General features: G+C 65.5%; 22 protein-coding genes and 3 tRNA genes. 14 read left to right on the plus strand and 11 right to left on the minus strand.

The window, feature by feature from the left end; translation table 11 throughout:
• Window positions 1–22 precede the first annotated feature (22 nt).
• From IB257_RS23675 to radC, 6 genes are all read right to left on the minus strand, one after another.
• Complete coding sequence (locus IB257_RS23675) at window positions 23–1,423, minus strand: MATE family efflux transporter (RefSeq protein ID WP_119450886.1); 1,401 nt, start codon at window positions 1,421–1,423, stop codon at window positions 23–25.
• A complete protein-coding gene (locus tag IB257_RS23680; RefSeq protein ID WP_054450975.1) occupies window positions 1,420–3,150 on the minus strand; it encodes a glycosyltransferase family 39 protein in 1,731 nt (576 codons plus the stop codon). The genes IB257_RS23675 and IB257_RS23680 overlap by 4 nt, the downstream gene beginning before the upstream one ends.
• Window positions 3,151–3,273: 123 nt before the next feature.
• Entirely contained in the window at window positions 3,274–3,540 is a 267-nt protein-coding gene (locus IB257_RS23685; protein WP_054450976.1) for a type B 50S ribosomal protein L31, read from the minus strand.
• Between the two features lie 259 nt (window positions 3,541–3,799).
• Window positions 3,800–4,648: a tryptophan 2,3-dioxygenase gene (gene kynA / locus IB257_RS23690; protein ID WP_054450977.1), complete on the minus strand. Its 849-nt coding sequence runs from the start codon at window positions 4,646–4,648 to the stop codon at window positions 3,800–3,802.
• Window positions 4,649–4,827: 179 nt separating this feature from the next.
• Entirely contained in the window at window positions 4,828–5,454 is a 627-nt protein-coding gene (gene kynB, locus IB257_RS23695; protein WP_054450978.1) for an arylformamidase, read from the minus strand.
• Window positions 5,455–5,536: 82 nt separating this feature from the next.
• Window positions 5,537–6,214, minus strand: a complete 678-nt coding sequence (gene radC, locus IB257_RS23700; protein ID WP_054450979.1) for a DNA repair protein RadC — start codon at window positions 6,212–6,214, stop codon at window positions 5,537–5,539.
• 50 nt (window positions 6,215–6,264) lie between these two features.
• Here radC and IB257_RS23705 point away from each other — a divergent pair, with 50 nt between their 5' ends.
• The 3 genes from IB257_RS23705 to maiA are packed head-to-tail and all read left to right on the plus strand — an operon-like array spanning window position 6,265 to window position 8,418.
• Entirely contained in the window at window positions 6,265–6,741 is a 477-nt protein-coding gene (locus IB257_RS23705) for a peptidylprolyl isomerase (protein WP_119450885.1), read from the plus strand.
• On the plus strand, window positions 6,741–7,718 hold the full coding sequence (gene ispH / locus IB257_RS23710; protein ID WP_125473831.1) for a 4-hydroxy-3-methylbut-2-enyl diphosphate reductase: 978 nt from the start codon (window positions 6,741–6,743) through the stop codon (window positions 7,716–7,718). The genes IB257_RS23705 and ispH overlap by 1 nt, the downstream gene beginning before the upstream one ends.
• A 55-nt stretch (window positions 7,719–7,773) precedes the next feature.
• On the plus strand, window positions 7,774–8,418 hold the full coding sequence (gene maiA / locus IB257_RS23715) for a maleylacetoacetate isomerase (protein ID WP_054450982.1): 645 nt from the start codon (window positions 7,774–7,776) through the stop codon (window positions 8,416–8,418).
• A 23-nt stretch (window positions 8,419–8,441) separates the two neighbouring features.
• Here the strand turns inward: maiA and IB257_RS23720 are convergent, their stop codons facing one another.
• The 4 genes from IB257_RS23720 to IB257_RS23735 form a co-directional block, all read right to left on the minus strand.
• Window positions 8,442–9,884 (minus strand): DegQ family serine endoprotease, encoded by a 1,443-nt coding sequence (locus tag IB257_RS23720; RefSeq protein ID WP_054450983.1) that lies wholly within the window; start codon window positions 9,882–9,884, stop codon window positions 8,442–8,444.
• A 64-nt stretch (window positions 9,885–9,948) separates the two neighbouring features.
• The gene (locus IB257_RS23725; protein WP_192330022.1) at window positions 9,949–11,277 is read right to left on the minus strand and encodes an ATP-binding protein; all 1,329 of its coding nucleotides are present in this window, start codon (window positions 11,275–11,277) and stop codon (window positions 9,949–9,951) included.
• Entirely contained in the window at window positions 11,274–11,933 is a 660-nt protein-coding gene (locus IB257_RS23730) for a response regulator (protein WP_054450985.1), read from the minus strand. Before IB257_RS23730 ends, IB257_RS23725 begins: the two co-directional genes overlap by 4 nt.
• 130 nt (window positions 11,934–12,063) lie before the next feature.
• A tRNA-Thr gene (locus tag IB257_RS23735) sits at window positions 12,064–12,139 on the minus strand.
• 208 nt (window positions 12,140–12,347) lie between these two features.
• Between IB257_RS23735 and IB257_RS23740 the strand changes: the two genes are divergently transcribed.
• The 3 genes from IB257_RS23740 to IB257_RS23750 all read left to right on the plus strand — a co-directional run bounded on the left by IB257_RS23740 (window position 12,348) and on the right by IB257_RS23750 (window position 14,527).
• A tRNA-Asn gene (locus IB257_RS23740) sits at window positions 12,348–12,423 on the plus strand.
• A gap of 78 nt (window positions 12,424–12,501) precedes the next feature.
• A complete protein-coding gene (locus IB257_RS23745; protein WP_192492907.1) occupies window positions 12,502–13,500 on the plus strand; it encodes a GTP-binding protein in 999 nt (332 codons plus the stop codon).
• Between the two features lie 121 nt (window positions 13,501–13,621).
• Window positions 13,622–14,527, plus strand: coding sequence for a LysR family transcriptional regulator (locus tag IB257_RS23750; protein WP_119450881.1), 906 nt, complete (start codon window positions 13,622–13,624; stop codon window positions 14,525–14,527).
• A gap of 652 nt (window positions 14,528–15,179) precedes the next feature.
• Here the strand turns inward: IB257_RS23750 and IB257_RS23755 are convergent.
• Window positions 15,180–15,256, minus strand: a tRNA-Met gene (locus IB257_RS23755).
• Window positions 15,257–15,318: 62 nt separating this feature from the next.
• Here IB257_RS23755 and scpB point away from each other — a divergent pair.
• The 8 genes from scpB to typA all read left to right on the plus strand — a co-directional run bounded on the left by scpB (window position 15,319) and on the right by typA (window position 26,921).
• Window positions 15,319–16,563: an SMC-Scp complex subunit ScpB gene (gene scpB / locus IB257_RS23760; RefSeq protein ID WP_054450988.1), complete on the plus strand. Its 1,245-nt coding sequence runs from the start codon at window positions 15,319–15,321 to the stop codon at window positions 16,561–16,563.
• 35 nt (window positions 16,564–16,598) lie between these two features.
• Window positions 16,599–18,383 carry a pseudouridine synthase gene (locus tag IB257_RS23765; protein ID WP_054450989.1) on the plus strand — a complete coding sequence of 595 codons (1,785 nt, stop codon included), beginning with the start codon at window positions 16,599–16,601 and terminating at the stop codon, window positions 18,381–18,383.
• Between the two features lie 390 nt (window positions 18,384–18,773).
• The gene (gene rimP / locus IB257_RS23770) at window positions 18,774–19,277 is read left to right on the plus strand and encodes a ribosome maturation factor RimP (RefSeq protein WP_054450990.1); all 504 of its coding nucleotides are present in this window, start codon (window positions 18,774–18,776) and stop codon (window positions 19,275–19,277) included.
• Window positions 19,274–20,752, plus strand: coding sequence for a transcription termination factor NusA (gene nusA / locus IB257_RS23775; protein WP_054450991.1), 1,479 nt, complete (start codon window positions 19,274–19,276; stop codon window positions 20,750–20,752). Before rimP ends, nusA begins: the two co-directional genes overlap by 4 nt.
• Before the next feature lie 91 nt (window positions 20,753–20,843).
• A complete protein-coding gene (gene infB / locus IB257_RS23780; RefSeq protein ID WP_054450992.1) occupies window positions 20,844–23,885 on the plus strand; it encodes a translation initiation factor IF-2 in 3,042 nt (1,013 codons plus the stop codon).
• A 24-nt stretch (window positions 23,886–23,909) separates the two neighbouring features.
• Window positions 23,910–24,311 carry a 30S ribosome-binding factor RbfA gene (gene rbfA / locus IB257_RS23785; protein ID WP_054450993.1) on the plus strand — a complete coding sequence of 134 codons (402 nt, stop codon included), beginning with the start codon at window positions 23,910–23,912 and terminating at the stop codon, window positions 24,309–24,311.
• A 37-nt stretch (window positions 24,312–24,348) separates the two neighbouring features.
• Window positions 24,349–25,101 (plus strand): tRNA pseudouridine(55) synthase TruB, encoded by a 753-nt coding sequence (gene truB, locus IB257_RS23790; RefSeq protein WP_054450994.1) that lies wholly within the window; start codon window positions 24,349–24,351, stop codon window positions 25,099–25,101.
• Complete coding sequence (gene typA / locus IB257_RS23795; RefSeq protein ID WP_054450995.1) at window positions 25,098–26,921, plus strand: translational GTPase TypA; 1,824 nt, start codon at window positions 25,098–25,100, stop codon at window positions 26,919–26,921. Before truB ends, typA begins: the two co-directional genes overlap by 4 nt.
• Window positions 26,922–26,926: the final 5 nt, after the last annotated feature.

Consider the following 26,926-nt stretch of genomic DNA (forward strand, 5'->3'; position numbering starts at 1 on the left):
AGCAGCCGCAAGGCTGCTTTTTTTACTTGATCGTCCCGCGCACGATGCGCCGGTACCAATAGTGCAGCAAGGCCGCCGACAGTCCCAGGCCGACCATGGCCATCAGCCACATGCTGCCCGCGCCCTGGGGGGAGCCAGGGACCAGGATGGCGCGCACGCCGTCCAGGCCACCGCGGCCCGGGCCGAAACCGAACCACCAGCCGCCGACCAGGCCCACGCCCGCCAGCGCCACCACCTGCAGCAGCAGCGGCACCACCGCGACCTTGTAGGCGCGCAGCAGGTAGGAGTTGATGCACTGCATCGAGTCGAACAGGTGGAACAGGGGCAGGACGGCCAGCAGCGTGGTCGCCACCGCGGCCACCTCCGGATTGTCGGTATAGGCGGCCAGGATCAGCGGACGACCGGCCAGCAGCACCGCCGCCGTCAGCAGGGCGCCCAGGATGCCCAGCGTCAGGCCGGCCATGCCGGTGCGATGCGCATGGGCGAGGTTGCCCGCGCCGATGGCCTGCGCGGTCAGGGCTGCCGTGGCGACGCCCAGCGCCATGGGCATCATGTAGCAGAGCGCGGCCAGGTTGGACATGATCTGATGGCCGCCGGTCACGTAAGTGCCTTCGCGCGCCACCAGCAGGGCCATGAAAGTGAAGGCCGACACTTCGACCAGGTAGGAACCGCCCATGGGGATGCCCAGGCGCAGCAGTTCCTTGAGCGTCTTCCAGTCGGGCTTGCCGACGTGCAGCTTGAAGCGGCGGTAGTAGCGGTCGTGGGTGATGACCCACAAGCCGAGGCCCAGGCTCATCCACGACACCACGGCGGTGGCCAGTCCGGCGCCGGTGGCGCCCATGGCGGGCAATCCCAGCTTGCCGTAGATGAACAGCCAGTTGAAGAAGGCCTTGAAGACTATGGCTGTCAGGTTGATCGCCATGACCAGCTTGGGCCGCGAAACCGACGTGCCCAGCGCGTAGATGGTGCGGAACACCAGCGCGGCGGGCAGGGCCAGCACCAGGGCCTGCAGATACGAGCCGATGCGTTCGCGCACGCCGGGAGCGACCTCGCCGGACATGGACAGCCACATGTTGGGGAACAGCATCAGCACGGCGCCCACCACGGACAATCCCAGCGCCAGCCAGACGCCCTGGCCCCAACTGCGGCCGACCTCAAGATTGTTGCCTGCGCCGAAGTGCTGGGCCAGGATGGGGATCAGGGCGTGCACCACGCCCATCAGTCCGACGAAAATGGTGATGTAGATCGACGCGGACAGCGCCATTGCCGCCAGGTCGGCGGCGCTGGAATGGCCGGTCATGGCGGTGTCGAGCACGCCGAAGGAGATGCCGGCCCATTGGCTGACCAGCACCGGCCAGGCCTGCCTGGCGATGCCGCGCAGGGTGGCGCCGAAACTCATCGGCGCGGCGGGCGCGGGCGTCATCGGGGGGCGCCGACTCGGAGCAGGCGGAAGACTTCCTGGCGGTCGGCGCGCCGGCCGCCTTGCCACAGCACCTCGGCGCCGTCGCTGTAGGCGGCGGTGTTGTCCCGCAAGCTCTGGTTGCTGGTCTGCTGCAGCACCAGCGTGCACTTGGAGTCGAACGTGAACGTGAGGTTATTGAAGATCAGGAACGAGGCGCGCTGCCCGCTGCCCAGGCTAAGCCCGCGCACGCACTCGCCGGGGCGCACGTTCTGCTGCAGTGCCTGGGCCAACTGGCCCGACACGGTGCGGTAGCTGCGGGCGTAGTCCACGGCGGGTTGCCACAGCAGCACCAGCAGGATCCAGGTCACCGTCAGGCCGCCGGCCGACAGCACCGTGCCGCGCCACAGCGCCTGCGGCCGCACCCGCAGCCGCCACACCACCAGCGCGATCCAGCCCACGGTGAAACCCACGGCCAGCGCGAACGCGACCCAGGAGATCTCGGGTTGGTAGCCGGTGGTCTGGCGGGCGATATTGCGGGAAATCTGCGCCGGCCAACCGAAGTGCAGGGCAACCCAGCCCAGCCAGACCGTGATGGCCGTCAGCGAAAAGCACATGACGGCGAACCAGTCCAGCGTGTTGACCACGCCGCGGCGCAGCGTGGGCAGCGAGAACGCGCCCAGCACCGCGCAGGGCACGGCCAGCAGCACGTACTCGGAATCCGAGGCTTCTTCCAGGCCGAACAGCACGACCGCCGAGCACACCAGCAGGACCAGCGGCAGCCAGATGTGCGGCGCGTAGAGCCAGGCGCGCCAGCGCCAGATGGCCAGCAGGGCCAGCGGCCAGGTCGGCCACAGGTACCAGGGCAGGTCGCGCAGGGTGCGCCCGATGTCATGCCAGGGCGGCACGGCGAAGGACGACAGGTTCCAGGTCTTCCAGTTGCGGATCCAGTATTCGCTGCTGTGGCTGGCGGGTATCCACCAAGCCAGAATCAGGACGGCGGCCAGCAGCGCGGCCCACGGCAGCCAGCGCCGGCATTTCCACAGTCGGCTGCGGGGGTAGAACGCCAGGGCCGCGCCCACCATGATGGGGATGGCGCCGACCCAGCCGCGGGTCAGGAAACTGGCCGCCAGTGCGATGCCCAGGGTGGTGCTGCCGGTGAATGGTCGGTCTATGCTGCGCGCCAGCGAATAGAAGGCAAGCGCCTGCCAAGCCATGATGGCGGGCACCACGGTGGTTTCGTGGGTGCGCTGCAGGATGCCGACCGTGGCCAGCAGCAACAACAGCGCGGCGTCCGCCAGCATGCGTCCGTAGTCGCGCGGTTCGGGTTCGCCGCCGAAGGGCAGGGCCAGCGGTTGCGCCTCGGCGCGGCGGCCCAGCAGATAGGTGCCGTACCAGACGCTGGTGGCGGTGATGCCGAACCACAGCAGATTGGGCAGGCGGCCGGCGGTGATGTCGCCGATGTAGGGGCCGAACAGCCAGATGCAGATCGCGCCCACCCAGGTGATCAGGGGGCCTTCCTCGGCGTGCGCCAGGTGTCCCACCTGCGGCAGCAACCAGGTGATGCCGCCTTCGCGGATCGCCGTGATCATGGTCGCCAGCCCCACGGCATCGTCTGTTTTCCACGGGTCGCGCATGAACAGGCCGGCCACGATATAGGCCAGCGACAAGCCCAGCAGAATCAGTCTGGGCAGTTTCGCGGTAGCCACGGACGTGAGCCGGGCTGGAGTGGAAATGGAAAGTGGGGACACGGGCGTTAATGTAACCGAGTGGTCTGGTTGCGCTAGTACCCAGCGTCAGAATCGGACGGCCAGGGAGAAAAAAAAGCAGCCCGGAGGCTGCCTTTTCGCTGCGGCTCCCGGGGGAGCGACAGATCAGGAAGCGGACTTGACCGTGCCTGCGGTGCGGGCGAAGCGGGCGCGGAACTTTTCCACGCGGCCGGTTTCGACGATGCGCGTCTGGGCGCCCGTGTAGAACGGATGCGATTCGGAGGTCACGTCGCACTTGAAGAGCGGGTACGTCTTGCCATCCAGTTCGATGCTTTCGCGCGTCTGGACGGTCGAACGGGTGATGAACTTGTTGCCCGTTTGCAGGTCGGCGAAGACGACTTCGCGGTATTCGGGGTGAATGCCTTCTTTCATGGTGCTTTCCTAGGGCTCTGTCGAGCCTTGCAAGTTGTTAGGGTCGCCAGCCGGGTGTCCGGTGTCCCGCCTGCCTGGCGAACCCGCCGATATGCGGATCGGGTTTGCCCAGCGGCCGGATACTCGTTGACTGTTCCAGCCACGTATCCAAAAAGTAACCCCAAATTCTAGCATGGGAATTTTGGCCAGGCCAAGAGGAAAGGAGGCCCCGCTCAGGGGCTCCCCTTGGCCAAAAATTGGGGCCAGATAAATTCGGCGCTTAAAGATCCGTGCGCAGCTTCCAGATCTCGGGGAACAGCACCACTTCCAGCATGCGCCGCAGGTAGTCCACGCCCGACGTGCCCCCGGTGCCGCGCTTGAAGCCGATGACCCGTTCGACCGTCGTGACGTGGCGGAAGCGCCACAGGCGGAACGCGTCTTCCAGGTCGGTCAGCTTTTCTCCCAACTGGTACAGGTCCCAGTAGCGGTCGGGCTGGCGGTAGACCGTCAGCCAGGCAGCTTCCACGCCAGCCGACGATTGGTAGGGTTGGGTCCAGTCGCGTTCGAGGTGATCGGCCGGCACGTCCAGGCCGTGGCGCGCCAGCAGCCGCAGCGCCTCGTCGTACAGCGACGGGGCTTCGTAGGCGCTGCGCACCTGGGCCAGCAGGTCCTCGCGGTGCGCATGCGGCTTTAGCATGGCCGCGTTCTTGTTGCCGAGCAGGAATTCGACCTGGCGGTACTGATAACTCTGGAATCCGCTGGAACGCGCCAGATAGGGACGCAGCGCCGAATACTCGGGCGGCGTCATGGTCGCCAGCACGTCCCAGGCATGGACCAGCTGTTCCATGATCTTGCTGACGCGGGCCAGCATCTTGAAGGCGGGCTGCAAGCGGTCGGCTGCCACATTGGCGATGGCGGCGCGCAGTTCGTGCAGCATCAGCTTCATCCAGAGTTCGCTGGTCTGGTGCTGGATGATGAAGAGCATCTCGTTGTGCTCGGGCGACAGCGGATGCTGCGCGCCCAGCAGTTCGTCCAGATGCAGGTAATCGCCATAGGTCATGTCGCGCGTGAAATCCAGCTGCGCTTTTTCCTGGCGGACGATGTCTTCGGGGCGTTCGGAGTGGCTCATGCGCGGCCTCCCTTGCAGGGCGGGGCGGCGCGGCGCGCCGAGGCGGGCAGGGCGCGCCACGAGGGCGCGTGGGGGCGGGCGCAGGCAAGCGCCGCATGCAAATCGGAATGGTCTTTCATGGTCGTGCTTCCAGAACCGGCGGCCGACTTCGGATCGGCCGCCATGGCCAGCGGACCAGCCTACAGTTCGCGCAGGACGGCGCGAACCGGGCTGGCATCGGCCTGGACCAGCGCCAACGGCAGTGCGATCAACTCGTAATCGCCTTCCGGCACATCGTCGAGCACCAGGTTCTCCAGTACCCGCATGTCGTGCCGCAAGATCGTGTGGTGGCTGTCCAGGGTCTTGCTGGACGCGGGGTCGATGCTGGCCGTATCCAGGCCGATCAGCATGACGCCGCGTTCGGCCAGCCATTCGATGGTCTGGGGCGCGTAGGCGGAGAAATCGTCGGTCCACCAGTCCTGCGCGGCATGCTTGGCGGTGCGGACCAGCACGCGCGGCGGCAGGTTCAGGGCCGCATGGGCCAGGTGGTCCACCGTGATGAGGGGGCCGCAATCGATGGCGTGGATGACGCGACAGGGACCCAGGAATGGTTCCAGTGATACGGCCCCGATGGCTGCGGCGCCGTTCTGGTAGTGCAGGGGAGCGTCAGCGTGCGCGCCGATATGCGGCGACATGGTGATTTCGCTGACATTCACCGGACAGCCGGGCGCAAGCGACCATTTCCATTGCTGGCGGTACGGCGTGTCGCCAGGAAAGACTGGCGATGCGGTGGACACGGGCGGGGAAATGTCCCACAAGCGTTTCATGTCAGGCGGGGGGATCGAGAGATGCGTTAAGCCTAAAGCAATTGCGGGCGCTAGTCTAACGAATTCCGGCGCGGGCCGCAGCCTACAGGCCGCCGAGTTCGGCCATGGACACGACCGTGCCGGCAGCCACGATCAGGTGGTCCACCAGCCGGATGTCCACCAGCGCGAGCGCCTGCTTCAGGTGCTGGGTGAATATGCGGTCCGCGGCGCTGGGCTCGGCCAGGCCGGACGGATGGTTGTGGGCGATGATCAGGGCGGCCGCGTGATGGCGCAGGGCTTCGCGCACGACCTCGCGGGGATAGACCGATGCCTGCGACAGGGTGCCGCGCGCCAGCTCGCCCGTGGCGATCAGGCGCAGGCGGTTGTCCAGGTAGAGCGCAATGCAGTGTTCTACCTGCCGGTGCCCCAGCGCCATCTTGCAATATTGTTTTACCGGCAGCGGGTGATCCAGATTGCTGTTGCGGGCCAGATCTTCCTCGATGGCGCGGCGGGCCAGTTCCAGCAGGGCGGCCAGCATGCACGCCTTCGAAACCCCCAGGCCGGGAACCGCGGTCAGTTCCTCGGGCGTCGCGCCCAGCAGGCCTCGCAGGCCGCCAAATCGGGTCAGTAGCCGGCTGCCCAATTCAACCACGTCCAGGCCGGGAATACCGGTGCGCAGGGCGATGGCGAGCAGTTCCGAGTCCTGGAGCGCAGCGGCGCCGTGGCGCAGCAACCGCTCCCTGGGGCGCTCGTGTTTGGGCAGCCGGTCGGACAATTTCATAAGAGGCTCTAAAATCAAGGTTTACTCAATTGCATATACGGTGGCAGATCTTGAGCATCGCCTCTAATGAAGTGAACGTTTTGGTCCGTCCGGATTCCTACCTGACGCTGCACTATCGCATCACGCTGGCCTCGGGCCCGGGCAAGGATTCCGTGTTCGCCGACACCTTCGATGGCCGTCCCGGCACGCTGCAGATGGGCAGCGGCCAATGGGCGCCTGGCCTGGAAGCGGCGCTGGTCGGCCGCGCCGAAGGCGAGCGCTTCAGCGTCACGGTCGAACCCGCCGACGCCTACGGCGAACGCAACCCCGAACTGATCCAGCGCGTCACGCGCGCCATGCTGGCCGAGCATGCGGGCGCCGACGCCACCTTCGAACCCGGCGACCTGGTGGAATTCACCGCGCCCAACGGCGGCCGCTATTCGGGCGTCCTGAAGGAAATCAACGACGAATCGGCCCTGTTCGATTTCAACCACCCGCTCGCGGGCATCAGCTTGCGGGTCGACGTGGCGCTCTTGGGAGTCCTCTGATGAGCCAGGTTGTCACCGCCACCGACGCCGAAGTCCTGCTGGCGCAGCCGCGCGGCTTCTGTGCCGGTGTGGATCGCGCCATCGACATCGTCGAGCGCGCGCTTGAATTGCATGGCGCGCCCATCTATGTGCGCCACGAAATCGTCCATAACCGCTACGTGGTGGAAGACCTGCGCGCCAAGGGCGCCATCTTCATCGATGAACTGGACGACGCGCCCGCCGGCGCCATCGTGGTGTTCTCGGCGCACGGCGTGTCCAAGGCGGTGCGGGCCGAAGCCGACGCCCGTGGGCTGCGCGTGTTCGACGCCACCTGCCCGCTGGTCACCAAGGTCCACATCGAGGTGGCCCGCATGCGCGCGGCCGGCCGCGAGATCATCATGATCGGCCACAAGGGCCATCCCGAGGTCGAGGGCACGCTGGGCCAGGCCCAGGGCGGCATGTACCTGGTCGAGACCGTCGAGGACGTCGCCGGCCTGCAGGTCACCGATCCCGAGAACCTGGCCTACGTCACGCAGACCACCCTGTCGGTGGACGACGCGGCGGCCGTGTCGCGGGCGTTGAAAGAACGCTTTCCCAACATCGTCGAGCCCAAGAAAAGCGATATCTGCTACGCCACCCAGAACCGCCAGGACGCGGTCAAGGTGATGGCGCCGGATTGCGACCTGGTGCTGGTGGTGGGCAGTCCCAACAGTTCCAACTCCAACCGGCTGCGCGAAGTGGCCGAGCGCAAGGGCGTCGCGTCCTATCTGATCGACGGTGCGCAATCGATCGATCCGGCCTGGCTGGTGGGCCGCAAGCGCATCGGCGTGACCGCGGGCGCTTCCGCGCCGGAGATCCTGGTGCAGCAGGTGATCGATCGGGTCAAGGAATTGGGCGCGGTGTCGGTACGCACCATGCCCGGCCTGGAAGAGAATGTGGCGTTCCCGCTGCCCAAGGGTCTGTCCCGCAAGTCGGCGCAGACGGAATCGCTGGAATAAGCAGGCGGGCGCCGCGCGCATGCGCGGCGCCGCAACAGAAAATCAAGGAGACTTCATGCAGTTGTACAGCTACTTTCGCAGCTCGGCCGCGTACCGCGTGCGCATCGCCCTCAACCTGAAGGGCTTGCCCTACGAATACCTGCCCGTGCATCTGCTGAAGGACGGCGGCCAGCAACTGTCGGCGGATTATCGCAAGGTGAATCCGACCGCGCTGGTGCCCACGCTGGTCGATGGCGACGCCGTCATCGGCCAATCGCTGGCCATCATCGAATACCTGGAAGAAACGCATCCTGAAGTGCCGTTGCTGCCGGCGGACGCGGTAGGCCGCGCGCGGGTGCGCGACCTGGCGCTGGGCATCGCCTGCGACACGCATCCCCTGAACAACCTGCGCGTGCTGAAGTACCTGAAGCACACCCTGGGCGTGGACGAGGCGGCCAAGACCGCCTGGTACAAGCACTGGGTGCATCAGGGCCTGGAAGCCCTGGAGGCGCAATTGGCCGGTTCTTCCGCCACCGGCCTCTTCTGCCACGGCGATACGCCCACCATTGCCGACCTGTGCCTGGTGCCCCAGGTGGCGAACGCCCAGCGTTTCGACTGCGACCTGTCGGCCATGCCCAACGTCGTGCGCATCGATGCCGCCTGCCGTGCGTTGCCGGCGTTCGACGCGGCCGCGCCGGGCAAGCAGCCCGACGCGGAGTAGCGCCTATCCGGGTGCGGACCGGCTCAGCCGATCTGCACCGGCACGAAGATCTTGTCTTCGCCGCGTTGTACCAGCAGGGCGACCGTCTTGCCCGCCTTGGACAGCGCGTCCTTCACCTGAGCGACGTTGCGCACCGGTACGCCGTTCAGCGACAGCAGCACATCTCCCGGTTCGATCCCGGCCTTGGCGGCCGGTCCGATCGAGCGTTCGATCAGCAGCCCCTCGGCGCCAGCCGCCTGCTGCTCTTGCGGGCTCAGCGGACGCAGTGCCAGGCCGAGCTGGCCGCGCTGAACCTCCTGGTCGCCAGCCGAGGCCTGCGTCTTGTCCTTGGGCACGCCGCCCAGGGTGGCGACCAGCTCCTTCTGCGAGCCGTTGCGCCAGACGTCCAGCTTGATCTTTTCGCCCGGAGTCGCCAGCGTGATGGTGGAGGCCAGGTCGCCCGAGGACACGATGGTCTTGCCGTCGATCTTGCGCACCACGTCGCCAGGCTGCAGGCCGGCCTTGTCGGCGGCGCTGCCTTTCTCCACGCTGGAAACCAGCGCGCCCGAGGGGGTATCCAGCTTGAAGGAGTTGGCCAGGTCCTGGTTCACTTCCTGCACCGTCACGCCCAGCCTGGCGTGCTGCACCTTGCCGTGTTCGAGGATCTGGTCCTTGATCTTGTAGGCCACGTCGATCGGGATCGAGAACGACAGGCCCTGGAATCCGCCGGTGCGGCTGTAGATCTGCGAATTGATGCCCACGACTTCGCCGCGGTCGTTGAACAGCGGGCCGCCCGAGTTGCCGGGGTTGACCGCCACGTCCGTCTGGATGAAGGGCACCGAGGTGTCGTCGGGCAGCGACCGGCCCTTGGCGCTGACGATGCCGGCGGTGGCCGTGTTCTCCAGGCCGTAGGGCGAGCCGATGGCCAGCACCCATTCGCCCACCTGCAGCTGGTTGACGTCACCCACCTTCACCACCGGCAGGTTCTTGGCGTCGATCTTGAGGACGGCCACGTCGGTCTGCGGATCCGAGCCCAGCACGCGGGCCTTGTATTCGCGGCGGTCGGTCAGCTTGACCGTGACTTCCTTGGCGTCCTGCACCACGTGCGCATTGGTCAGGATGATGCCGTCGGCGCTGACGATGAAGCCGGAGCCTTCGCCGCGCATGGGCACTTCACGCGCGGGCCGCTGGCCGCGCGCGCCGGGAATCTGGCCGAAGAATTGGGCGAACGGATCGCCTTCGTCGGCGGACACCTTGCGCGTGCCGCTGACGCTGATGTTCACCACGGCCGGACCGAAGTCGCGCGTGATCTGCGCAAAGTTGGGCGGGCTGGACGTGCCCGGCGCCTGGAAGGAGGAAGCGATGGCCGGCGCGGTGGCCGCCATCGAAACGCCGCCGGTGAAGGCGGTTGCGCCCGCGCCGCCTATGGCGCCGGCTGCCAGCAGCGCCAGCACCAGGCGCGAGGGTTTCATTTGGGTGGTCTTCATGTCGGCTCCTGCGTTCATGTTGAAGGACATGGCGCTATCTTCGGGCCTGACACTTAGGCGAGTCTTAAGTCGGAAAAACCACCTTCACGCGCAGGCCTGCGCCCACCGGCGTGTCCTGCAGTTCTATGGTGGCGCCGTGCTGGTCGGCGATGCTGCGCGCGATCGCCAGCCCCAGGCCGCTGCCGTGCTGCGAATTGCCTTCGACGCGGTAGAAACGGTCGAACACGCGCTCGCGCTCGTCCGGCGCAATGCCGGGGCCCTCGTCGTCGATCAGCAGGGTCGTCTCGCCGGAAGCCTGTTCCAGATGGAGGTGGACGCGCTTGCCGGCGGGCGTGTACTTGATTGCGTTGTCCAGCAGGTTGCGTGCCAGCAGCGTCAGCGCGTCGCGATGTCCCTGCACCGATGCTTGCGGCGCGCCGTCCAGGTCGATGCTGATCGATTTCGCGTTGGCCTGGGGCAGCATTTCAGAGAGCGCCTGGCGCAGCACGTCGGCCAGGTCCACGGTTTCGGCGGGTGCCTGTCCGGCCGCGCTTTCATGGCGCGCCATGGATAGCAGCTGTTCGACCAGGCGTGTCGCGCGGTCGATGCCGGCTGCCAGCCGCTGTTCGGCCAGCCGGCGCGCATCCGTGTCGCCCGCGCGTTGCAGGGCCTGCAATTGCAGGCGTAGCGCAGTCAGGGGCGAACGCAGTTCGTGCGCCGCATCGCCGACGAACTGCTTTTGCTGCGCGAAGGCGCCGCGCATGCGCTCCAGCAGCAGGTTCAGTTCCAGCACCAGCGGCCGGATCTCATCGGGCAGGCCCTCCACGCTGACGGGCGACAGATCTTCCGGCTGGCGCGCCGCAACCTGGGCGCGCGCCCGCTTCACAGGCCGTAGCGACCAGCTGACCACGCACCAGACGATCAGCATGAGCAGGGGAGCGGCGGCGGCGATGGGGGCGATGGTGCGCAGCGCCAGCGCGCGCGCCATGCTGGTGCGCACGGTCATGTCCTGCGCCACCTGGATGACCTGGAAGGGCGTGGCCAGCGAATATACGCGGTAGGTGCTGCCCTCCATCTTCGCGTCGGAGAAGCCGAGGATGATCTGGTCCGGCAGCGGCCGGCGGGATCGGGAATTGAAGACGCGCACGCCGTCGGGCGTCCAGATCTGGATGATCAGGTCGTCCGCCACGGGCGAACCCGCGCCGCGCGCGTGCGCCGGGCCTGTGCTGAGCAGTCCGTCGCCGGTGCCCAGCGACAGGGCGGTGCGCTGCAGCAGCGAGTCGAAGATATCGTCGGCCTGCGCCAAAGTGCTGCGGTAAGCGATGGCGCCTTGCACCAGCGCGCCGACCACGATGGCGGCCAACAGGAAGAAAAGCAGCCTGGCTCTCAGTGAGTAGCTAAGCGGAATGCTCATGTTTTGGGGATGACATAGCCGACGCCTCTGACGTTCTGGATCAGGTTCGGACCCAGCTTCTTGCGCAGGCCATGAATATAAACCTCAACAGCGTTGCTGCTGATGCCGTCTTTCCAGCTGTACAGCTTTTCTTCCAGCTGGGCGCGCGAAAAAATCATGCCCGGGCGAGCGATCAGCGGTTCGAGCACCGCCCATTCGCGCGCGGTCAGCGTGACCGGAGCGCCGTCCACCATGGCGGCGTGCGACTGGGGATCGATGGTGATGCCCTCATGCTCGAACACCGGTTCCGCGCGGCCTGCGCTACGGCGGATCAGGGCGCGCATGCGGGCCAGCAATTCATCCACGTCGTAGGGTTTGACCACATAGTCGTCGGCGCCGGCGTCCAGTCCCGCGATCCGGTCGCTCACGGCATCGCGGGCGGTGGCTATCAGCACCGGCGTGCGGTCCTTGCGCGTGCGCAGGTCCCGTAGGAGCGACAGGCCGTCGCGCTTGGGCAGCCCCAGATCCAGAAGTATGAGGTCGTACGTATCGGTGCGCAGCGCGAGCTCCGCGGCATTGCCGTCCTTGACCCAGTCTACGGCGTAGTGTTCGGCGCGCAGGCAGTCCAGCACGCTCTCGCCTATCATGAGGTCATCTTCGACTAGAAGGATGCGCATGGTCGTGTCCGCCAGGATGGTCCAGCAGATTGGACGCGTGGCGGCGGACGGGAGTTCCCGGGTGAGGGTTCGGCGCGCGAACCGGCGCGGAAATGAAAAAAGCAGCCCGAGCGGGCTGCTTTTTGGAATCTGGTGCCGGCAATAGGAGTCGAACCTACGACCTTCGCATTACGAATGCGCTGCTCTACCAACTGAGCTATGCCGGCAAGACCATTTGCTCCGCTCCTGTAAGAGCCGCAAGCAAAACATCTTCGTTTTTTCCGGTCCGTCACCCTGTTTATGGGGTCCGATCTGGAAAGACCGAGATCATATCAGAGTTTTTTTGCGATGGGAAACCAAGCGGGCCAAACAGGCGAAAAAATCAGCGATTTGCACACTTCAAATTTTTAGTTCATAATCTCGTTTCTTAGCAGTTCCCCGATAGCTCAGTCGGTAGAGCGACGGACTGTTAATCCGCAGGTCGCTGGTTCGAGCCCAGCTCGGGGAGCCAAAGAATTCAGGGCCATTCACGCAAGTGAATGGCCCTTTTGGTTTTCTCCATCAGGGCGGCGAGCATGGAAGATCGGGTATGGACGACAAACGCATAGGCGTGACGGTGATTTCCGGCTTCCTGGGTAGCGGCAAGACGTCGCTGCTCAATCGCCTGCTGAGGGGTCCGGCATACGCTGACGCTGTCGTCATCGTCAATGAGTACGGTGAGATCGGTGTGGACCATCACCTGGTGCGCCAGGCCCGCGACAACATTGTCCTGGTTGAAGGCGGCTGCCTGTGTTGCGTCGTCAGCGGCGCGGTAGTCGACGCTTTACGCGAATTATTCATGTTGGCGCTCAGCCGCAAGATCAAGCCCTTTCGTCGCGTGGTCATCGAAACCAGCGGATTGGCCGATCCCGCGCCCATCCTGTTCACCCTCAAACACGACCGTTTCCTCGCCGAGCGCTATGCGTACCGGGGCGCGATCGTCCTGGCGGACGCCCGCAATGGGTTGGACCAATTGGAGCGGCAGCCCGAAGCCCCGCGGCAACTGGCCCTGGCGGATGTCGTGGTGTTCAGCAAGCCGGACCTGGCGGACGCCGCGAGTCTGGATCTTCTGGATCAGGCCGTCGCCGCCATTAATCCGGGGGCGCAGCGCTGCGTGCAATGGCCTGATGCGCCGCTTGCGGATCCGCTGCGCACGGGTCTCGACCTGCGGGCCAGGCGCGATGGCGTGACTCTTGCGAACTGGTTGCGGCCCTTCGCACAGTCGAGAGCCGCCGTTCATGGAGATGTGGGCAGTTTCTCGCTGGTATTGGCTGCTCCTGTCGGGCGGGCGGCGTTTCTTGCGGGCATGTCGCGGGTTCTGGAACGCTTTGGGCAGGGCTTGCTGCGCATGAAGGGGCTGGTGTGCTTTGAGGGTGAGGCGCTGCCGTGCGAGGTGCATGGCGTGCATGGCGAGCTCTATCCGATCAATCAGCTGGAGCAGTGGCCGGACGAGGAGCGGGCGTCACGGCTGGTCTGCATCCTGCGGGGGTTGGATGTCATTGAGGTTCGTGCCGCCTTGGGCGTTGCGCTCGGGCAGCCGGCTCCTTGATCGTCTGCGTCTGAGCGTCTGGTCTGGTCAGGGCTTGCGGGTGGCCGTCTCGATTATGGTGTCGATGTTGCGCCGAAATACGGTATAACCGGAGCGGTCTGGTGCAAGAATCGAGACAATCATGGATCGTTTGAAAGCCATGCAGGTATTCGTGGAAGTCGCTGACAGGGGCAGCCTGTCGGCGGCGGCGATCCATCTGGACATGTCGCGCGCCATGGTGTCGCGCTATCTCGCGGAAATGGAGCAATGGGTGGGGGTGCGCCTGCTGCACCGCACGACGCGGCGCCTGAGTCTGACGCCGGCCGGCGCCGAAACGCTGCCGCGCTGCCGCCAGATGCTGGACATGGTGGGAGACCTGCGCAATGCGGTATCGACCCCGGACGACACGCCCCGCGGGCTGCTGCGCATTACCACCAGCATGTCGTTTGGCTCCCGCCATCTGGCCAGCGCCATTACCGACTACGTCAAGCTGCATCCGGGCACCTCGGTTGACCTGATGCTGGTCGACCGCGCCGTCAATCTGGTGGAAGAGCGCGTGGATCTGGCGGTGCGTATCACCAATGACCTGGATCCCAACCTGATCGCCCGCAAGCTGGCGGTCTGCCGTTCGGTGGTGTGCGCCTCGCCCGAGTACCTGCAGCGCGAAGGCGTGCCGGCGCGCATCGAGGACCTGTCCTTGCGCAACTGTCTGACTCATTCGTATTTCGGCAAGAGCCTGTGGCGCTTCGAGCGCGACGGCGAGCCGGTGGATGTGCCGGTCAGTGGCAATATCAGCGCGAACGAGGTGTCGGTGTTGTCGCGCGCGGCGCTGGAGGGTGCGGGTATTGCGATGCTGCCGACCTACTATGCCGCGGACTACATCGCATCGGGCCGCCTGCGGGCCATCCTGACGCAAAGCAAGCCGCAGGAGCTGGGTATTTATGGTGTTTATGTCTCGCGCCGCCAGATGCCTCTGATCTTGAGGTCCATGCTGGATTTTCTGGTGGACCGCCTGGAATCCACGCCGTGGGACAAGCCTGCTCCGTAGTTTTTGCGCCGCGCAAGGCGCTGTGCGGGCTTGAGGGTGGGGTATATGGCGGTATAATGAAACAACTGCTTGAATATGTTGGACGCGGCGGGCGGATGCCGGCCTTGTCTGGTTAGAAAACATCCAAGAATCGTGGTTGCGGCTTATGTGGGCCGCGGGCATTGCGGAACTGGTTTTTCGCGTGCGCCAGGGGAAGCGTATCGGGTTTGTGGGTTGTGGCGGTCTGTCCGTGGCGCCCGAACCTTGATGATTCAGGTCCTTGATATCGATTGCCGCGGGAAGGCGGCGCCGGGTTGCCGGCGTGCTCCGCGGGCTGGCTGGCGATTTGTGCCGGCTTTTCCAGAATTTGCTTGAGTGTTTGCTGCGCGGGGCGCGGCAGGCATCCCGCTCAATCCCGATTGGCGCGGTCGTTTCGGCACATGTCCGGGGTATCTCTATCCGGGGCGCATGGCGGTAAACACAGGAATCCAGTGAGAACTACGCAAACCCATGCAGTCTGTTGCTGGCGAGCCGCCGAGGCTGCCGGTGCGGCGGCGGGTGCCTGGGCTGCCGTGCTGCGCACGTCGGTGCAGCCGGGTTTGCTGGATCTGCGGATTTTTTCCGGCGCCGCAAATGAAAAAGGCCCGGCGAAATCGCCAGGCCTGAATCAATTTGGTTGCGGGGGCAGGATTTGAACCTACGACCTTCGGGTTATGAGCCCGACGAGCTGCCAGACTGCTCCACCCCGCGTCTGAGAAATGAATAGTAGCCTTATTTTCAACCTAGCGCAAGTTAGCCCTTTTTGAATTTGAATGTCGATGAACGATAGCGAGGCAATACTCGTGTTGGAAACCGCGCTGCTTTGCGCGGCGCAGCCGATGCAACTGTCCGATATGCGCAAGCTATTCGGGGACGATGAACAATTCGACAACAGCGCATTGCGCACGCTTCTGGAAACGTTGCAGGCCAATTGGGCCGATGGCGGGCTGGAGCTGGTGCAGTTGGCCACCGGATGGCGCTTTCAGAGCCGTCCGCGCATGCAGCGCTACCTTGAGCGCCTCAATCCGGAAAAGCCGCCCAAGTATTCGCGCGCCGTGATGGAAACGCTGGCCATCGTGGCCTGGCGCCAGCCGGTGACGCGGGGCGACATCGAGGATATCCGCGGCGTCACCGTGTCTTCGCAGATCGTGAAGGCGCTGGAGGACCGCGGTTGGATTGAGGTCATCGGCCACCGCGACGCGCCGGGCCGTCCGGCGCTGTTCGGCACGACGCGCCAGTTTCTCGATGACCTGGGCCTGCGCGCCCTGGATGAATTGCCGGCGCTGGAATCCGCGCAGGCCGCCGCCGCGCTCGCCGGGCTGGATCTGGGTGAAGTGCAGCAGGTCCTGGGCGGCGAAGCGCCCGCCACCGAGGATGCGCCCACCGATGGTGCCGAAGCTGCCGGTCAAGCGGTTGCCGAGGCTGCGGAGGGCGTCGAGGGTGAGGCGAGCGCCGAGGGCGAGGTTGGCGGCGAAGCCGAGGCTCGTCCTGACGGCGAACCTGCGGCTACGGCAGGCGAGGGTGAGGCGTCCGAAGTCAGTATTCCGGTTGCGGAATTGTCTGTTTCGGAACAGGATGTACCCATCGCTCCCGTCGATAGCGTAGAATCCATGCTTTCGCGCACAGAAGAAGGCGCGGATCCCGCCGACGAATCCACCGTCCGGGAGCAAGCCGAAGGCTTGTCCAATACGTCAGCCACGTCCGGTTTTCCCGACGATGCGGCTGACAACGACATTTCCGATATGGCCGCCGATGCCCCAGAAGCCGGCGCTGCAAAGGAAAGCGTCGAGAACGCAAAACACGCGGAACCGACCGACCCGATTGACGAGACCGATACCGCGGCGCCTGACGCCGCCGGGCATGAGCCCGCTTCCGGTCTTGCCGATCCTGTTCGGCCTGGCCCGGATGCCGCCTCTCCGGAATCGGACGAGGCAGGCGTCGAGCGGCCCGAGGCCGACCGACAGCCGGCGTCCCCAGATGATGACGAGCCTGCCGCAGGCAGGCCCACCCAAGTTTGAAATTCGGAGCTGTCCCAGTGACAACGAATACAGCAATGCAGGACGACAATCCCCGTTCGGATGATGCCGCTTCCAATGGCCAGCCGGAATCCGCCGCGCGTGAGCCGGCGGCTGAAGGCGAGACGGGAGCCCGCGGCAGGGGCCGCAAGCTGAGAACGCCGTTCCGCCGTCGCCGCGGCGATACCGCCGCCGAGCAGGCGCCGGCCGGCGAAGCGCAGCCCGCGGCGGCTGCCGCCCCTCAGGCCGAGCCGCAGGAGTCGCGCGGCACCGAGCAGGAAGCCGAGCAGGCGTTGTCGTACCTGGAAACCGCTGACCGCATGGAGCAGCGTCTGGGCAAGTACCTGAACAGCGATTCGGTCATGCCCAAGCTGCACAAGGTGCTGGCGGACGCCGGCATCGGTTCGCGCCGCGAAATGGAAGAACTGATCGTTGCGGGCCGCGTGTCGGTCAACGGCGAGCCGGCCCATATCGGCCAGCGCGTGGCGCCCAATGACCAGGTGCGCGTCAACGGCAAGCCCATCATGCGCGTCAATACGAAAAAGCCGCCGCGCGTGATCCTGTATCACAAGCCCGCTGGCGAGATCGTCAGTCATGACGACCCGGGCGGCCGCGCAAGCGTTTTTGCCCGCCTGCCGAAGCTGCGCACGGGCAAGTGGCTGTCGGTCGGCCGTCTGGATCTGAACACGGAAGGCCTGTTGATCTTCACGACCTCCGGCGACATGGCCAACCGCATCATGCATCCGCGCTACGGCACGGAACGCGAGTACGCGGTGCGTGTGCTGGGAGAAATGGACGAGGCTCAGCGCCAATCGCTGGTCGACGGCATCGAGCTGGACGACGGCATGGCTGCCTTCGGCGCCCTGGACTACCTGGGCGGCGACGGCAGCAACCGCTGGTACCGCGTCACCCTGCAGGAAGGCCGCAACCGCGAAGTCCGCCGCATGTTCGAGGCCGTGGGCGTCACGGTCAGCCGGCTGATCCGCACCCGTTTCGGCGACGTGGTCCTGCCGCGTACGCTGCGCCGCGGCCGTTGGGAAGAACTGGATTCTTCCCTGGTCACGGCCTTGATGGTCCAGTTGGGCCTGGTACGCGACGACGATGAATCCGGCGGCAACCGTCGCCGCTCCAAGCAGCCGCAGTCGCATGACAGCGCGCTGCCCCCGGGTTTCGGCACCATGGACCGCAACGGCATGAACGGCGCGCGCATCGGCCGCCGCGGCAAGCTGCAAGGCGGTCGCTTGGGCAGCGCAGGCCAGGCGGCCGCGTGTCCGTCGGATCCTTTTGGCACGGGCCTGATGATTGCTGGTGGTTATGCCAACGGCCATCCCCTGTCGGGAGAAGGCGCTGGCGGCAACCGCAAGGGCGGCAAGCCTGGCGGCGGCCGTTCCGCAGCGGGGGCGGGCGGCAAGGCCGGCGGCAAGCAGGGCGGGGGCAAGCCTGGTGGCAAGTCCGGCGGCAAGCCGCGCGGTCCGCGCGCGGCTGCGGCGGGCGGCCAGCCTGGCAATGCCGTGTCGGTCGAGGCTGGCGGCGGCAACGTCGCGGAAGCGCCGGCTGGCGGTCGTCGCTCGGCTGGCGGCAAGCCTGCCGGTGCGCGTGGCAATAGCGGTCGCGGCGGCAAGCCGGCAGGCGCCGGTGGCGGCCGTAGCGGTAACAAGTCGGGCGGCGCCGGCGGCAATAAGGGGCCGAACGCTGGCGGCAAGCCGCGCGCACCCCGTAATGCCTCGTCGTCCCCGCGCGGCGATGACTGGCAGCCGCGCGGCGCTTCGGCGCACGAATCCCGTCTGGGCGTGATGGGCGGGCGCGGTCGTCAGGGTCGCTGAAGGCCTGCGGGCGGCGCGCCGGACGCGCCGCTGCGCGGGATATGTCCCGCATAAACGTAAGCCCGCGACGAATCAGGCGTTTTTCCAGTTTATCTGGTAAAATCAATGGTTTTCATGGCTTCGCGCCGTCGCCTTTTGCGTGCCCGCAAGGAAAAGCACGCAAATACAGGGGCGGCAAGAGCTGGCAGTTTGCATCGGACTTTGCGCCTGGTGCTGCCTGGCCCGGGTTGCGGGTTGGGGCGGCGGGTCTTAATGGCCTGGGGCGGCGCAAGCCAAATTTAGGTCGCAATATAGGGCACTGCCCAGCATTGCTCCTTACGTGCAGTAGGGTGGCGGCTGGGCGCTGTGCAATACGGTGGGCTGGGCGTGCAGCCCATTTTTTTTGAGTATATGGCTGATTTATTCGCATTGACCAAAGAGGCTCTGGCCGGCATGGACGTCGAACTCGTGGACGTCGAGCGTGCCGCCCTGGGCCTTTTGCGCGTCACGATCGATCGGGTCGGCGGTGTGCGCATCGAAGACTGTGAACAGGTGTCCCGCCAGTTGTCGCGGGTGTTCGAAGTCGAGAACGTCGACTACAAGCGGCTGGAAGTCGGTTCGCCGGGCGTCGACCGCCCGCTGCGCAACGAGGCCGACTTCCGCCGGTTCGCAGGCGAGCGCATCGAAATCAAGCTGCGCGAGGCATTGGACGGCCGCAAGGTCTTTGCCGGCACCCTGACGGTGCCCGAAGACGACGCCGCAGCCTCCGACGCGGCTGCTGGAATGCAAAAGACCGTGTTCGGTCTCGAATTTGAGGCAAAAAAGAACGACGTCCAGGTATTGAATTTCACGGTCGACGATATCGAACGTGCAAAACTGGATCCCGTTCTGGATTTCAAGGGCAAAAAGCGATGAGTCGCGAAATTCTTCTGTTGGTCGATGCCTTGGCGCGTGAAAAGAACGTCACGCGCGACGTCGTGTTCGGAGCGCTGGAAAGCGCGCTGGCCTCGGCGATGAAAAAGCGCTTCAAGGATGATGCGGACATCCGTGTCGCCATCGATAGGGACACGGGCGATCACGAAGGCTTCCGCCGCTGGCTGGTCGTGCCCGACGAGGCTGGCCTGCAAGAGCCCGACAAGCAGGAAATGCTGTCGGACGCGCAGGAAATCGTCCCCGGCATCAAGGAAGGCGAGTACATCGAAGAGCCGCTCGAACCCATCGAGTTCGGCCGCATCGGCGCGCAGGCCGCCAAGCAGGCCATTCTGCAGAAGATCCGCGACGCCGAGCGCGAGCAGGTGCTGAACGACTTCCTGGACCGTGGCGAGACCATCGTGTCCGGCACGATCAAGCGCATGGACAAGGGCGACGCCATCGTCGAAACCGGCAAGATCGAAGCGCGCCTGCCGCGTTCCGAAATGATCCCGAAGGAAAACCTCCGGGTGGCCGACCGCGTCCGCGCCTTTGTGTTGCGCGTAGACCACGCCGCGCGCGGCCAGCAGGTGATCCTGTCGCGCACCGCGCCGGAATTCATCCGCCAGCTGTTCGAGAATGAAGTCCCCGAAATCGAGCAGGGCCTGCTGGAGATCAAGGCCGCGGCCCGCGACGCCGGCGTGCGTGCGAAGATCGCCGTGGTGGCATACGATAAGCGCATCGACCCGATCGGCACCTGCGTGGGCATGCGCGGTTCGCGCGTGACCGCCGTGCGCAACGAGCTGGGCGGCGAACAGGTCGATATCGTGCTGTGGTCGGAAGACCCCGCGCAGTTTGTCATCGGCGCCCTGGCGCCGGCCAACGTCGAGTCCATCGTCGTTGATGAAGACAAGCACGCGATGGACGTCGTGGTGGACGAGGAAAACCTGCCCAAGGCCATCGGCGCCAAGGGTCAGAACGTTCGCCTGGCTTCCGAGCTGACCGGCTGGCAGATCAACATCATGACGCCGGAAGAAAGCCTGAACCGCCAGGAAGTCGAGCGTTCGGGCCTGCGCGCCACGTTCATGAGCAAGCTGGACGTCGACGAGGAAGTCGCTGACATCCTGATCGACGAAGGTTTTACCGGTATCGAGGAAATCGCCTACGTGCCCATGCAGGAACTGCTGGAAATCGAGGCCTTTGACGAAGACACCATCAATGAGTTGCGCGCCCGTGCCCGCAATGCGCTGCTGACCGAGGCGATCGCCCAGGAAGAGCGCCTTGAGACCGCGCAGGATTTGCTCGAACTCGAAGGCATGACGCCCGAACTGGCTGCCAAGCTGGCCGAGCGCCAAGTGCATACGCGTGATGATCTGGCCGAACTGGCGACGGACGAACTGGCGGAAATCGCCGGTCTGACCGAGCAGGAAGCCAGCGATCTCATCATGCGTGCCCGCGCCCATTGGTTCGACGAGGAATAACCAAAAGGACACGGGTCCGCGGCGGACGGAATATCCGCCGCCGCGAGTTCACGTTGTTTGTAATAGCTGCATATAGGGAAGAGAGAGCCTAATGTCGAGTAATACCGTCGCGCAGTTCGCTACCGAGCTGAAAATGCCTGCCAATGTGCTGCTGGATCAGCTGCGCTCGGCTGGCGTTGACCTCAAATCGGTCGACGATTCCGTCACCGACAGCGACAAGGCGAAATTGCTCGAATCGCTGCGTCGCGCCCACGGCGCGACCGAAGGCAAGAAGATCACCTTGACGCGCCGCCAGACGTCCGAGATCCGCCAGGCGGATGCCACCGGCCGTTCGCGCACGATCCAGGTCGAAGTGCGCAAGAAGCGCGTGTTCGTCAAGCGTGATCCCTCCGAAATCGCCCTGGAACAGGCCGCGTCCGCGCGTGCCGAAGATGAGGCAGCCGCCGAAGCGGCGCCGCAGGAAGTGTCGGCGCCCGTCGCACCCGAAGCTGCCGCTCCTCGCGAGACCGCTCCCGTCCAGGCTGAGGCTATTGCCCCGGCCAAGGCGGAAGAGCCCGTTGCTGCAGAAGCGCCCGCGCCGGTCGAAGCGCCCGCGCCTGTTGAATCCGTCGCGGCCGAAGCGCCCGCTCCCGTCGAGGCGAAAGCCGCCGAAGTCCAGGCCCAGCCTGAACCCGAACCGACGCCGGCGCCTGCTCCTGCCGAGCCCGTGGCCGAAGAGGCCAAGCCCGAAGTCAAGACTGAATCCACCGAGCCCAAGGCTGAAGAAGCCAAGCCGGAACCCGTTGTGCTAGCCAATAAGTCCGAACCATCTTCCTCCCAGGCCGCCGCGCCTGTCGCCCAGGCTCAGCCTGCCGCGAAGTCCGAACCCGTCAAAACCGCCGCGAAGCCCGAGCCCGCCGCGCCCGCCGTCAAGGTTGGCAACCGTGCGGACAACCGCCGCGCCGGCCCGCCTCTCGCGGCTTCCGCCGCGCCGGCGGCCCGCGACGAGGCCCGCCGCAAGGCCGAGGCTGAAGCCGCCGCTCTGCGCGAGATGCTGAACCGTCCGCGCAAGGTGCTGCGCGCTCCCGAACCGGAAGCGCCCGCCGCTGCCGCGCCGATCTCCGGCACGCTGCACAAGCCGGCTGGCAAGCCGGGCGCCGCTCCCGGCGCCAAGAAGGACGCCAAGCCCGCCGCTCCCGGTGCGAAGAAGACCATCAAGACCGCCGAAGTCGCTTCGACCTGGTCCGATGACGCTTCGCGCAAGAAGCCCGCGGACAAGCCGGCAGCCCCGGCCAGCCGCGACGGCTGGCGCGCTGGCGGCAAGGGCGGCGGCAAGGGCGGCCGAGGCGGCCGCAACCAGCAGAACGATCGCCGCAACGAGCCGGCGCCGCAGGAATTCATCGCGCGTGAAGTTCACGTGCCGGAAACCATCAGCGTGGCCGACCTGGCCCACAAGATGTCCGTCAAGGCCGCAGAAGTCATCAAGCAATTGATGAAGCTGGGCCAGATGGTCACCATCAACCAGGTGCTGGACCAGGAAACCGCCATGATCGTGGTCGAGGAACTGGGCCACGTGGCAATCGCCGCCAAGCTGGACGACCCGGAAGCCTTCCTGGACGAAACCGCGAGCGTGTCGGAAGCCGAACAACTGCCGCGCGCGCCGGTTGTCACCGTCATGGGCCACGTCGACCACGGCAAGACCTCGCTGCTGGACTACATCCGCCGCGCCAAGGTTGCCGCGGGCGAAGCCGGCGGCATTACTCAGCACATCGGCGCCTACCACGTTCAGACCGAGCGCGGCATGGTGACCTTCCTTGACACCCCGGGCCACGAGGCGTTTACCGCCATGCGTGCCCGCGGCGCCAAGGCGACCGACATCGTCATCCTGGTCTGCGCGGCCGACGACGGCGTGATGCCGCAGACCCGCGAAGCCATCCACCACGCGAAGGCCGCCGGCGTTCCGATGGTCGTGGCCATGACCAAGATCGACAAGCCTTCCGCCAACCCCGACCGCGTCAAGCAGGAACTGGTTGCCGAGGAAGTGGTGCCGGAAGAATACGGCGGCGACGTGCCGTTCGTGTCCGTGTCGGCCAAGACCGGCGAAGGCATCGACGATCTGCTGGAAAACCTGCTGCTGCAGGCCGAAGTGCTGGAACTGAAGGCTCCCGTCGACGCGCCCGCCAAGGGCCTGGTGATCGAAGCTCGTCTCGACAAGGGCCGCGGCCCGGTCGCGACCATCCTGGTGCAAAGCGGCACCCTGCACCGTGGCGACGTGGTGCTGGCCGGCGCAAGCTTTGGCCGCGTGCGCGCCATGCTGGACGAAAACGGCAAGCCCATCCAGGAAGCCGGTCCGTCGATCCCCGTGGAAATCCAGGGCCTGACCGAAGTGCCGGCCGCTGGCGACGAGCTGATGGTGCTGTCCGACGAGCGCAAGGCGCGCGAAATCGCGCTGTTCCGCCAGGGCAAGTTCCGCGACGTCAAGCTGGCCCGCCAACAGGCCGCCAAGCTCGAGTCCATGTTCGACAACCTGGGCGAGGGCACGCAGACCCTGGCCCTGATCGTGAAGACCGACGTCCAGGGTTCGCAGGAAGCGCTGGTGCAGTCCCTGGTCAAGCTGTCGACAGACGAAGTGCGCGTGCAGGTCGTGCACGCCGCCGTGGGCGGCATCTCGGAAAGCGACATCAACCTGGCCATCGCCTCGAACGCCGTCGTCATCGGCTTCAACGTCCGCGCCGAAGCCAGCGCCAAGAAGCTGGCCGAGAACAACGGCATCGACGTGCGCTACTACAACATCATCTACGACGCCGTGGATGAAGTGAAGGCAGCCATGTCGGGCATGTTGGCGCCCGAGAAAAAGGAAGAAGTCATCGGCTTGGTCGAGATCCGCGAGGTTTACAGCATTTCCCGCATCGGCAACATCGCCGGTTGTATGGTGCTGGACGGCCTGGTGCGTCGCGATTCGCAAGTCCGCCTGCTGCGCAACAACGTGGTCCAGTGGACCGGCCAGCTCGATTCGCTGCGCCGCTTCAAGGACGACGTCAAGGAAGTCAAGTCGGGCTTCGACTGCGGCCTTACGCTGCGCGGCAACAACGACATCCAGGTGGGCGACCAGCTGGAAGTCTTTGAAATCAAGGAAATCGCGCGTACGCTGTAAGGCGACCGCGAGGCATTTTTTCTAATGAGCCGTCACAAGTCCAAAGCCATCCCCGGCCGCAATCTGCGGCTGGCCGACCAGATCCAGAAGGATCTGGCCGGGATCATCCAGCGCGAGATCGACACGAGCCGCGCTGGACTGATCACGCTCTCTGGTGTGGAATTGTCGACCGACTACGCGCATGCCAAGGTGTATTTCACGGTTCTGGGCGCCGAGCCCGAAGCCGCGACCGCCTTGCTGAACGAAAAAGCCGGTTGGCTGCATTCCCAGCTGTACAAGCTGCTGCACATACATACTGTCCCCACTTTGCGCTTCTTCCACGACGAGCAGATCGCCCGTGGCATCGAAATGTCGATCCTCATCGACCGCGCAAACCGGCCCGGCCCGCATTCGGGCGTGCCCGACGAACCTGAAGACCAGTCCTGATCGGGCTGTCGTCACTGCTTTAAACCGGATTCCGACGATGGCTAAACGACGCGGGCTTACGCTCGACGGTGTGCTGTTGCTCGACAAACCCGTGGGTTTGTCGAGCAACCACGCCCTGCAACGCGCCAAACGCGCCATGGACGCGGCAAAAGCCGGCCACACTGGCACGCTGGATCCCTTCGCCACCGGTCTGCTGGTGTGCTGCATGGGGCGCGCAACCAAGATTTCCGGCGCGATGCTCAACGCCGACAAGGCATATCGCGCTACGCTGCAATTTGGCTCCGAAACCGACTCCGGCGACCTGACCGGCAATGTCGTGTCCACCGCCGAGCCGGGCTTTACCGTTGATGAGCAGGCGCTGCGCGATGCGCTGTCACGTTTCTCGGGCACGATCGAGCAGATTCCGCCCATGTATTCCGCGCTCAAGCGCGACGGCAAGCCCTTGTACGAGTACGCGCGCGCCGGCATCGAGCTGGAACGGCCGCCGCGCCAGATCACGATTTACCGCATCGAACTGCTGTCCCTGAACGGAACCGAGGCAGAGATCGATGTGGCATGCAGTAAAGGCACATACATCCGGACGCTGGCCCAGGACATCGGGCGCGTGCTGGGCTGTTACGCCCACCTGACGGCGCTGCGGCGCACGCACGTCGGGCCGTTTTCCCTGGAACGCGCCGTTGCGCTGGATGCCTTGCAGGCCATGCCAGACCCCAAGCAGGCATTGCTTGCATTGAACGAATTGCCGGAGGGCTTGCTGCCCTCCACCCTGACCTTAAAGGACTCGCTATGACTCGCGCCTTGCGCAACGTCGCCATCATCGCCCACGTGGACCACGGTAAAACCACCCTGGTCGACCAGCTGCTGCGCCAATCCGGCACCTTCCGCGAAAACCAGGCGCTGACCGAACGGGTCATGGACTCGAACGACCTGGAAAAAGAACGCGGCATTACGATTCTGGCCAAGAACTGTGCCGTCGAATACGAAGGCACGCACATCAACATCATCGACACCCCGGGACACGCGGACTTCGGCGGCGAAGTCGAGCGCGTGCTGTCCATGGTCGATGGCGTGCTGCTGCTGGTGGATGCGGTTGAAGGCCCCATGCCCCAGACCATCTTCGTGACCCGCAAGGCGCTGGCCCTGGGCCTGAAGCCCATCGTCGTGGTCAACAAGGTCGACCGTCCGGGCGCCCGCACCGATTTCGTCATCAACGCCACCTTCGACCTGTTCGACAAGCTGGGCGCCACCGACGAGCAGCTGGACTTCCCGGTGATCTACGCCTCGGGCCTGTCGGGCTACGCCGGCCTGAATCCTGAAGTGCGCGAAGGCAACATGCGCCCGCTGTTCGAAGCCATCCTCGAACACGTGCCGCAGCGCGACGACGATCCCAATGGTCCGCTGCAGATGCAGATCATCTCGCTGGACTACAACAGCTACGTTGGCAAGATCGGCGTTGGCCGCATCAACCGCGGCCGCATGCGTCCCGGCATGGAAGTGGCTTACAAGTTCGGTCCTGAAGGCCAGGGCGGCCGCGGCCGCATCAACCAGGTGCTGAAGTTCCACGGCCTGGAGCGCATCGTCGTGGACGAAGCCGAAGCCGGCGACATCGTGCTGATCAACGGCATCGAAGAGCTGGGCATCGGCTGCACGGTGACCGACACCGCCAATCAGGACGTGTTCCCGATGCTGCGCATCGACGAGCCCACCCTGACCATGAACTTCATGGTGAACACCTCGCCCTTGGCCGGCCGCGAAGGCAAGTTCGTGACGAGCCGCCAGCTGCGCGACCGCCTGGACCGCGAACTGAAGTCGAACGTGGCGCTGCGCGTGCGCGACACGGGCGACGACACGGTGTTCGAGGTGTCGGGCCGCGGTGAACTGCACCTGACCATTCTGCTGGAAACGATGCGCCGCGAAGGCTACGAGCTGGCCGTGTCGCGTCCGCGCGTGGTGTTCAAGGATATCGACGGCGTGAAGTGCGAGCCGTTCGAATCGCTGACCGTCGACGTCGAAGACGCCCACCAGGGCGGCGTGATGGAAGAGCTGGGCCGCCGCAAGGGCGACCTGCAGGACATGCAGCCGGACGGCCGCGGCCGTACCCGCCTGGAATACCTGATCCCGGCTCGCGGCCTGATCGGTTTCCAGAACGAGTTCCTGACGCTGACGCGCGGCACCGGCCTGATGAGCCACATCTTCCACGAATACGCGCCCATCAAGGAAGGCTCGATCGGCGAGCGCCGCAATGGCGTGCTGATCAGCCAGGATCACGGCGACGCCGTGGCCTACGCCCTGTGGAAGCTGCAGGATCGCGGCCGCATGTTCGTGAGCCCGGGCGATGCGCTGTACGAAGGCATGATCATCGGCATCCACAGCCGCGACAACGACCTGGTCGTGAACCCCATCAAGGGCAAGCAGCTGACCAACGTGCGCGCCTCGGGCACCGACGAAGCCGTGCGCCTGGTTCCGCCCATCCAGATGTCGCTGGAATACGCCGTGGAATTCATCGACGACGACGAACTCGTGGAAATCACGCCCAAGTCGATCCGTCTGCGCAAGCGCTTCCTGCTGGAAAACGAGCGCAAGCGCGCCGCGCGCGAATCCGCCGTCTGATGGCA

Origin of the sequence: Achromobacter sp. ACM03 (genome assembly GCF_014851665.1) — a bacterium.
GTDB classification, from domain to species: Bacteria; Pseudomonadota; Gammaproteobacteria; order Burkholderiales; family Burkholderiaceae_B; genus Achromobacter; species Achromobacter aegrifaciens.

Coding starts and splice junctions, on each gene's coding strand:
- IB257_RS23675 (WP_119450886.1), bottom strand. CDS start 1,423: ATGACGCCCGCGCCCGCCGCGCCGATGAGTTTCGGCGCCACCCTGCGC.
- IB257_RS23685 (WP_054450976.1), bottom strand. CDS start 3,540: ATGAAAGAAGGCATTCACCCCGAATACCGCGAAGTCGTCTTCGCCGAC.
- kynA (WP_054450977.1), bottom strand. CDS start 4,648: ATGAGCCACTCCGAACGCCCCGAAGACATCGTCCGCCAGGAAAAAGCG.
- kynB (WP_054450978.1), bottom strand. CDS start 5,454: ATGAAACGCTTGTGGGACATTTCCCCGCCCGTGTCCACCGCATCGCCA.
- radC (WP_054450979.1), bottom strand. CDS start 6,214: ATGAAATTGTCCGACCGGCTGCCCAAACACGAGCGCCCCAGGGAGCGG.
- ispH (WP_125473831.1), top strand. CDS start 6,741: ATGAGCCAGGTTGTCACCGCCACCGACGCCGAAGTCCTGCTGGCGCAG.
- maiA (WP_054450982.1), top strand. CDS start 7,774: ATGCAGTTGTACAGCTACTTTCGCAGCTCGGCCGCGTACCGCGTGCGC.
- IB257_RS23720 (WP_054450983.1), bottom strand. CDS start 9,884: ATGAAGACCACCCAAATGAAACCCTCGCGCCTGGTGCTGGCGCTGCTG.
- IB257_RS23725 (WP_192330022.1), bottom strand. CDS start 11,277: ATGAGCATTCCGCTTAGCTACTCACTGAGAGCCAGGCTGCTTTTCTTC.
- IB257_RS23730 (WP_054450985.1), bottom strand. CDS start 11,933: ATGCGCATCCTTCTAGTCGAAGATGACCTCATGATAGGCGAGAGCGTG.
- IB257_RS23745 (WP_192492907.1), top strand. CDS start 12,502: ATGGACGACAAACGCATAGGCGTGACGGTGATTTCCGGCTTCCTGGGT.
- IB257_RS23750 (WP_119450881.1), top strand. CDS start 13,622: ATGGATCGTTTGAAAGCCATGCAGGTATTCGTGGAAGTCGCTGACAGG.
- scpB (WP_054450988.1), top strand. CDS start 15,319: ATGTCGATGAACGATAGCGAGGCAATACTCGTGTTGGAAACCGCGCTG.
- IB257_RS23765 (WP_054450989.1), top strand. CDS start 16,599: ATGCAGGACGACAATCCCCGTTCGGATGATGCCGCTTCCAATGGCCAG.
- rimP (WP_054450990.1), top strand. CDS start 18,774: ATGGCTGATTTATTCGCATTGACCAAAGAGGCTCTGGCCGGCATGGAC.
- nusA (WP_054450991.1), top strand. CDS start 19,274: ATGAGTCGCGAAATTCTTCTGTTGGTCGATGCCTTGGCGCGTGAAAAG.
- infB (WP_054450992.1), top strand. CDS start 20,844: ATGTCGAGTAATACCGTCGCGCAGTTCGCTACCGAGCTGAAAATGCCT.
- rbfA (WP_054450993.1), top strand. CDS start 23,910: ATGAGCCGTCACAAGTCCAAAGCCATCCCCGGCCGCAATCTGCGGCTG.
- truB (WP_054450994.1), top strand. CDS start 24,349: ATGGCTAAACGACGCGGGCTTACGCTCGACGGTGTGCTGTTGCTCGAC.
- typA (WP_054450995.1), top strand. CDS start 25,098: ATGACTCGCGCCTTGCGCAACGTCGCCATCATCGCCCACGTGGACCAC.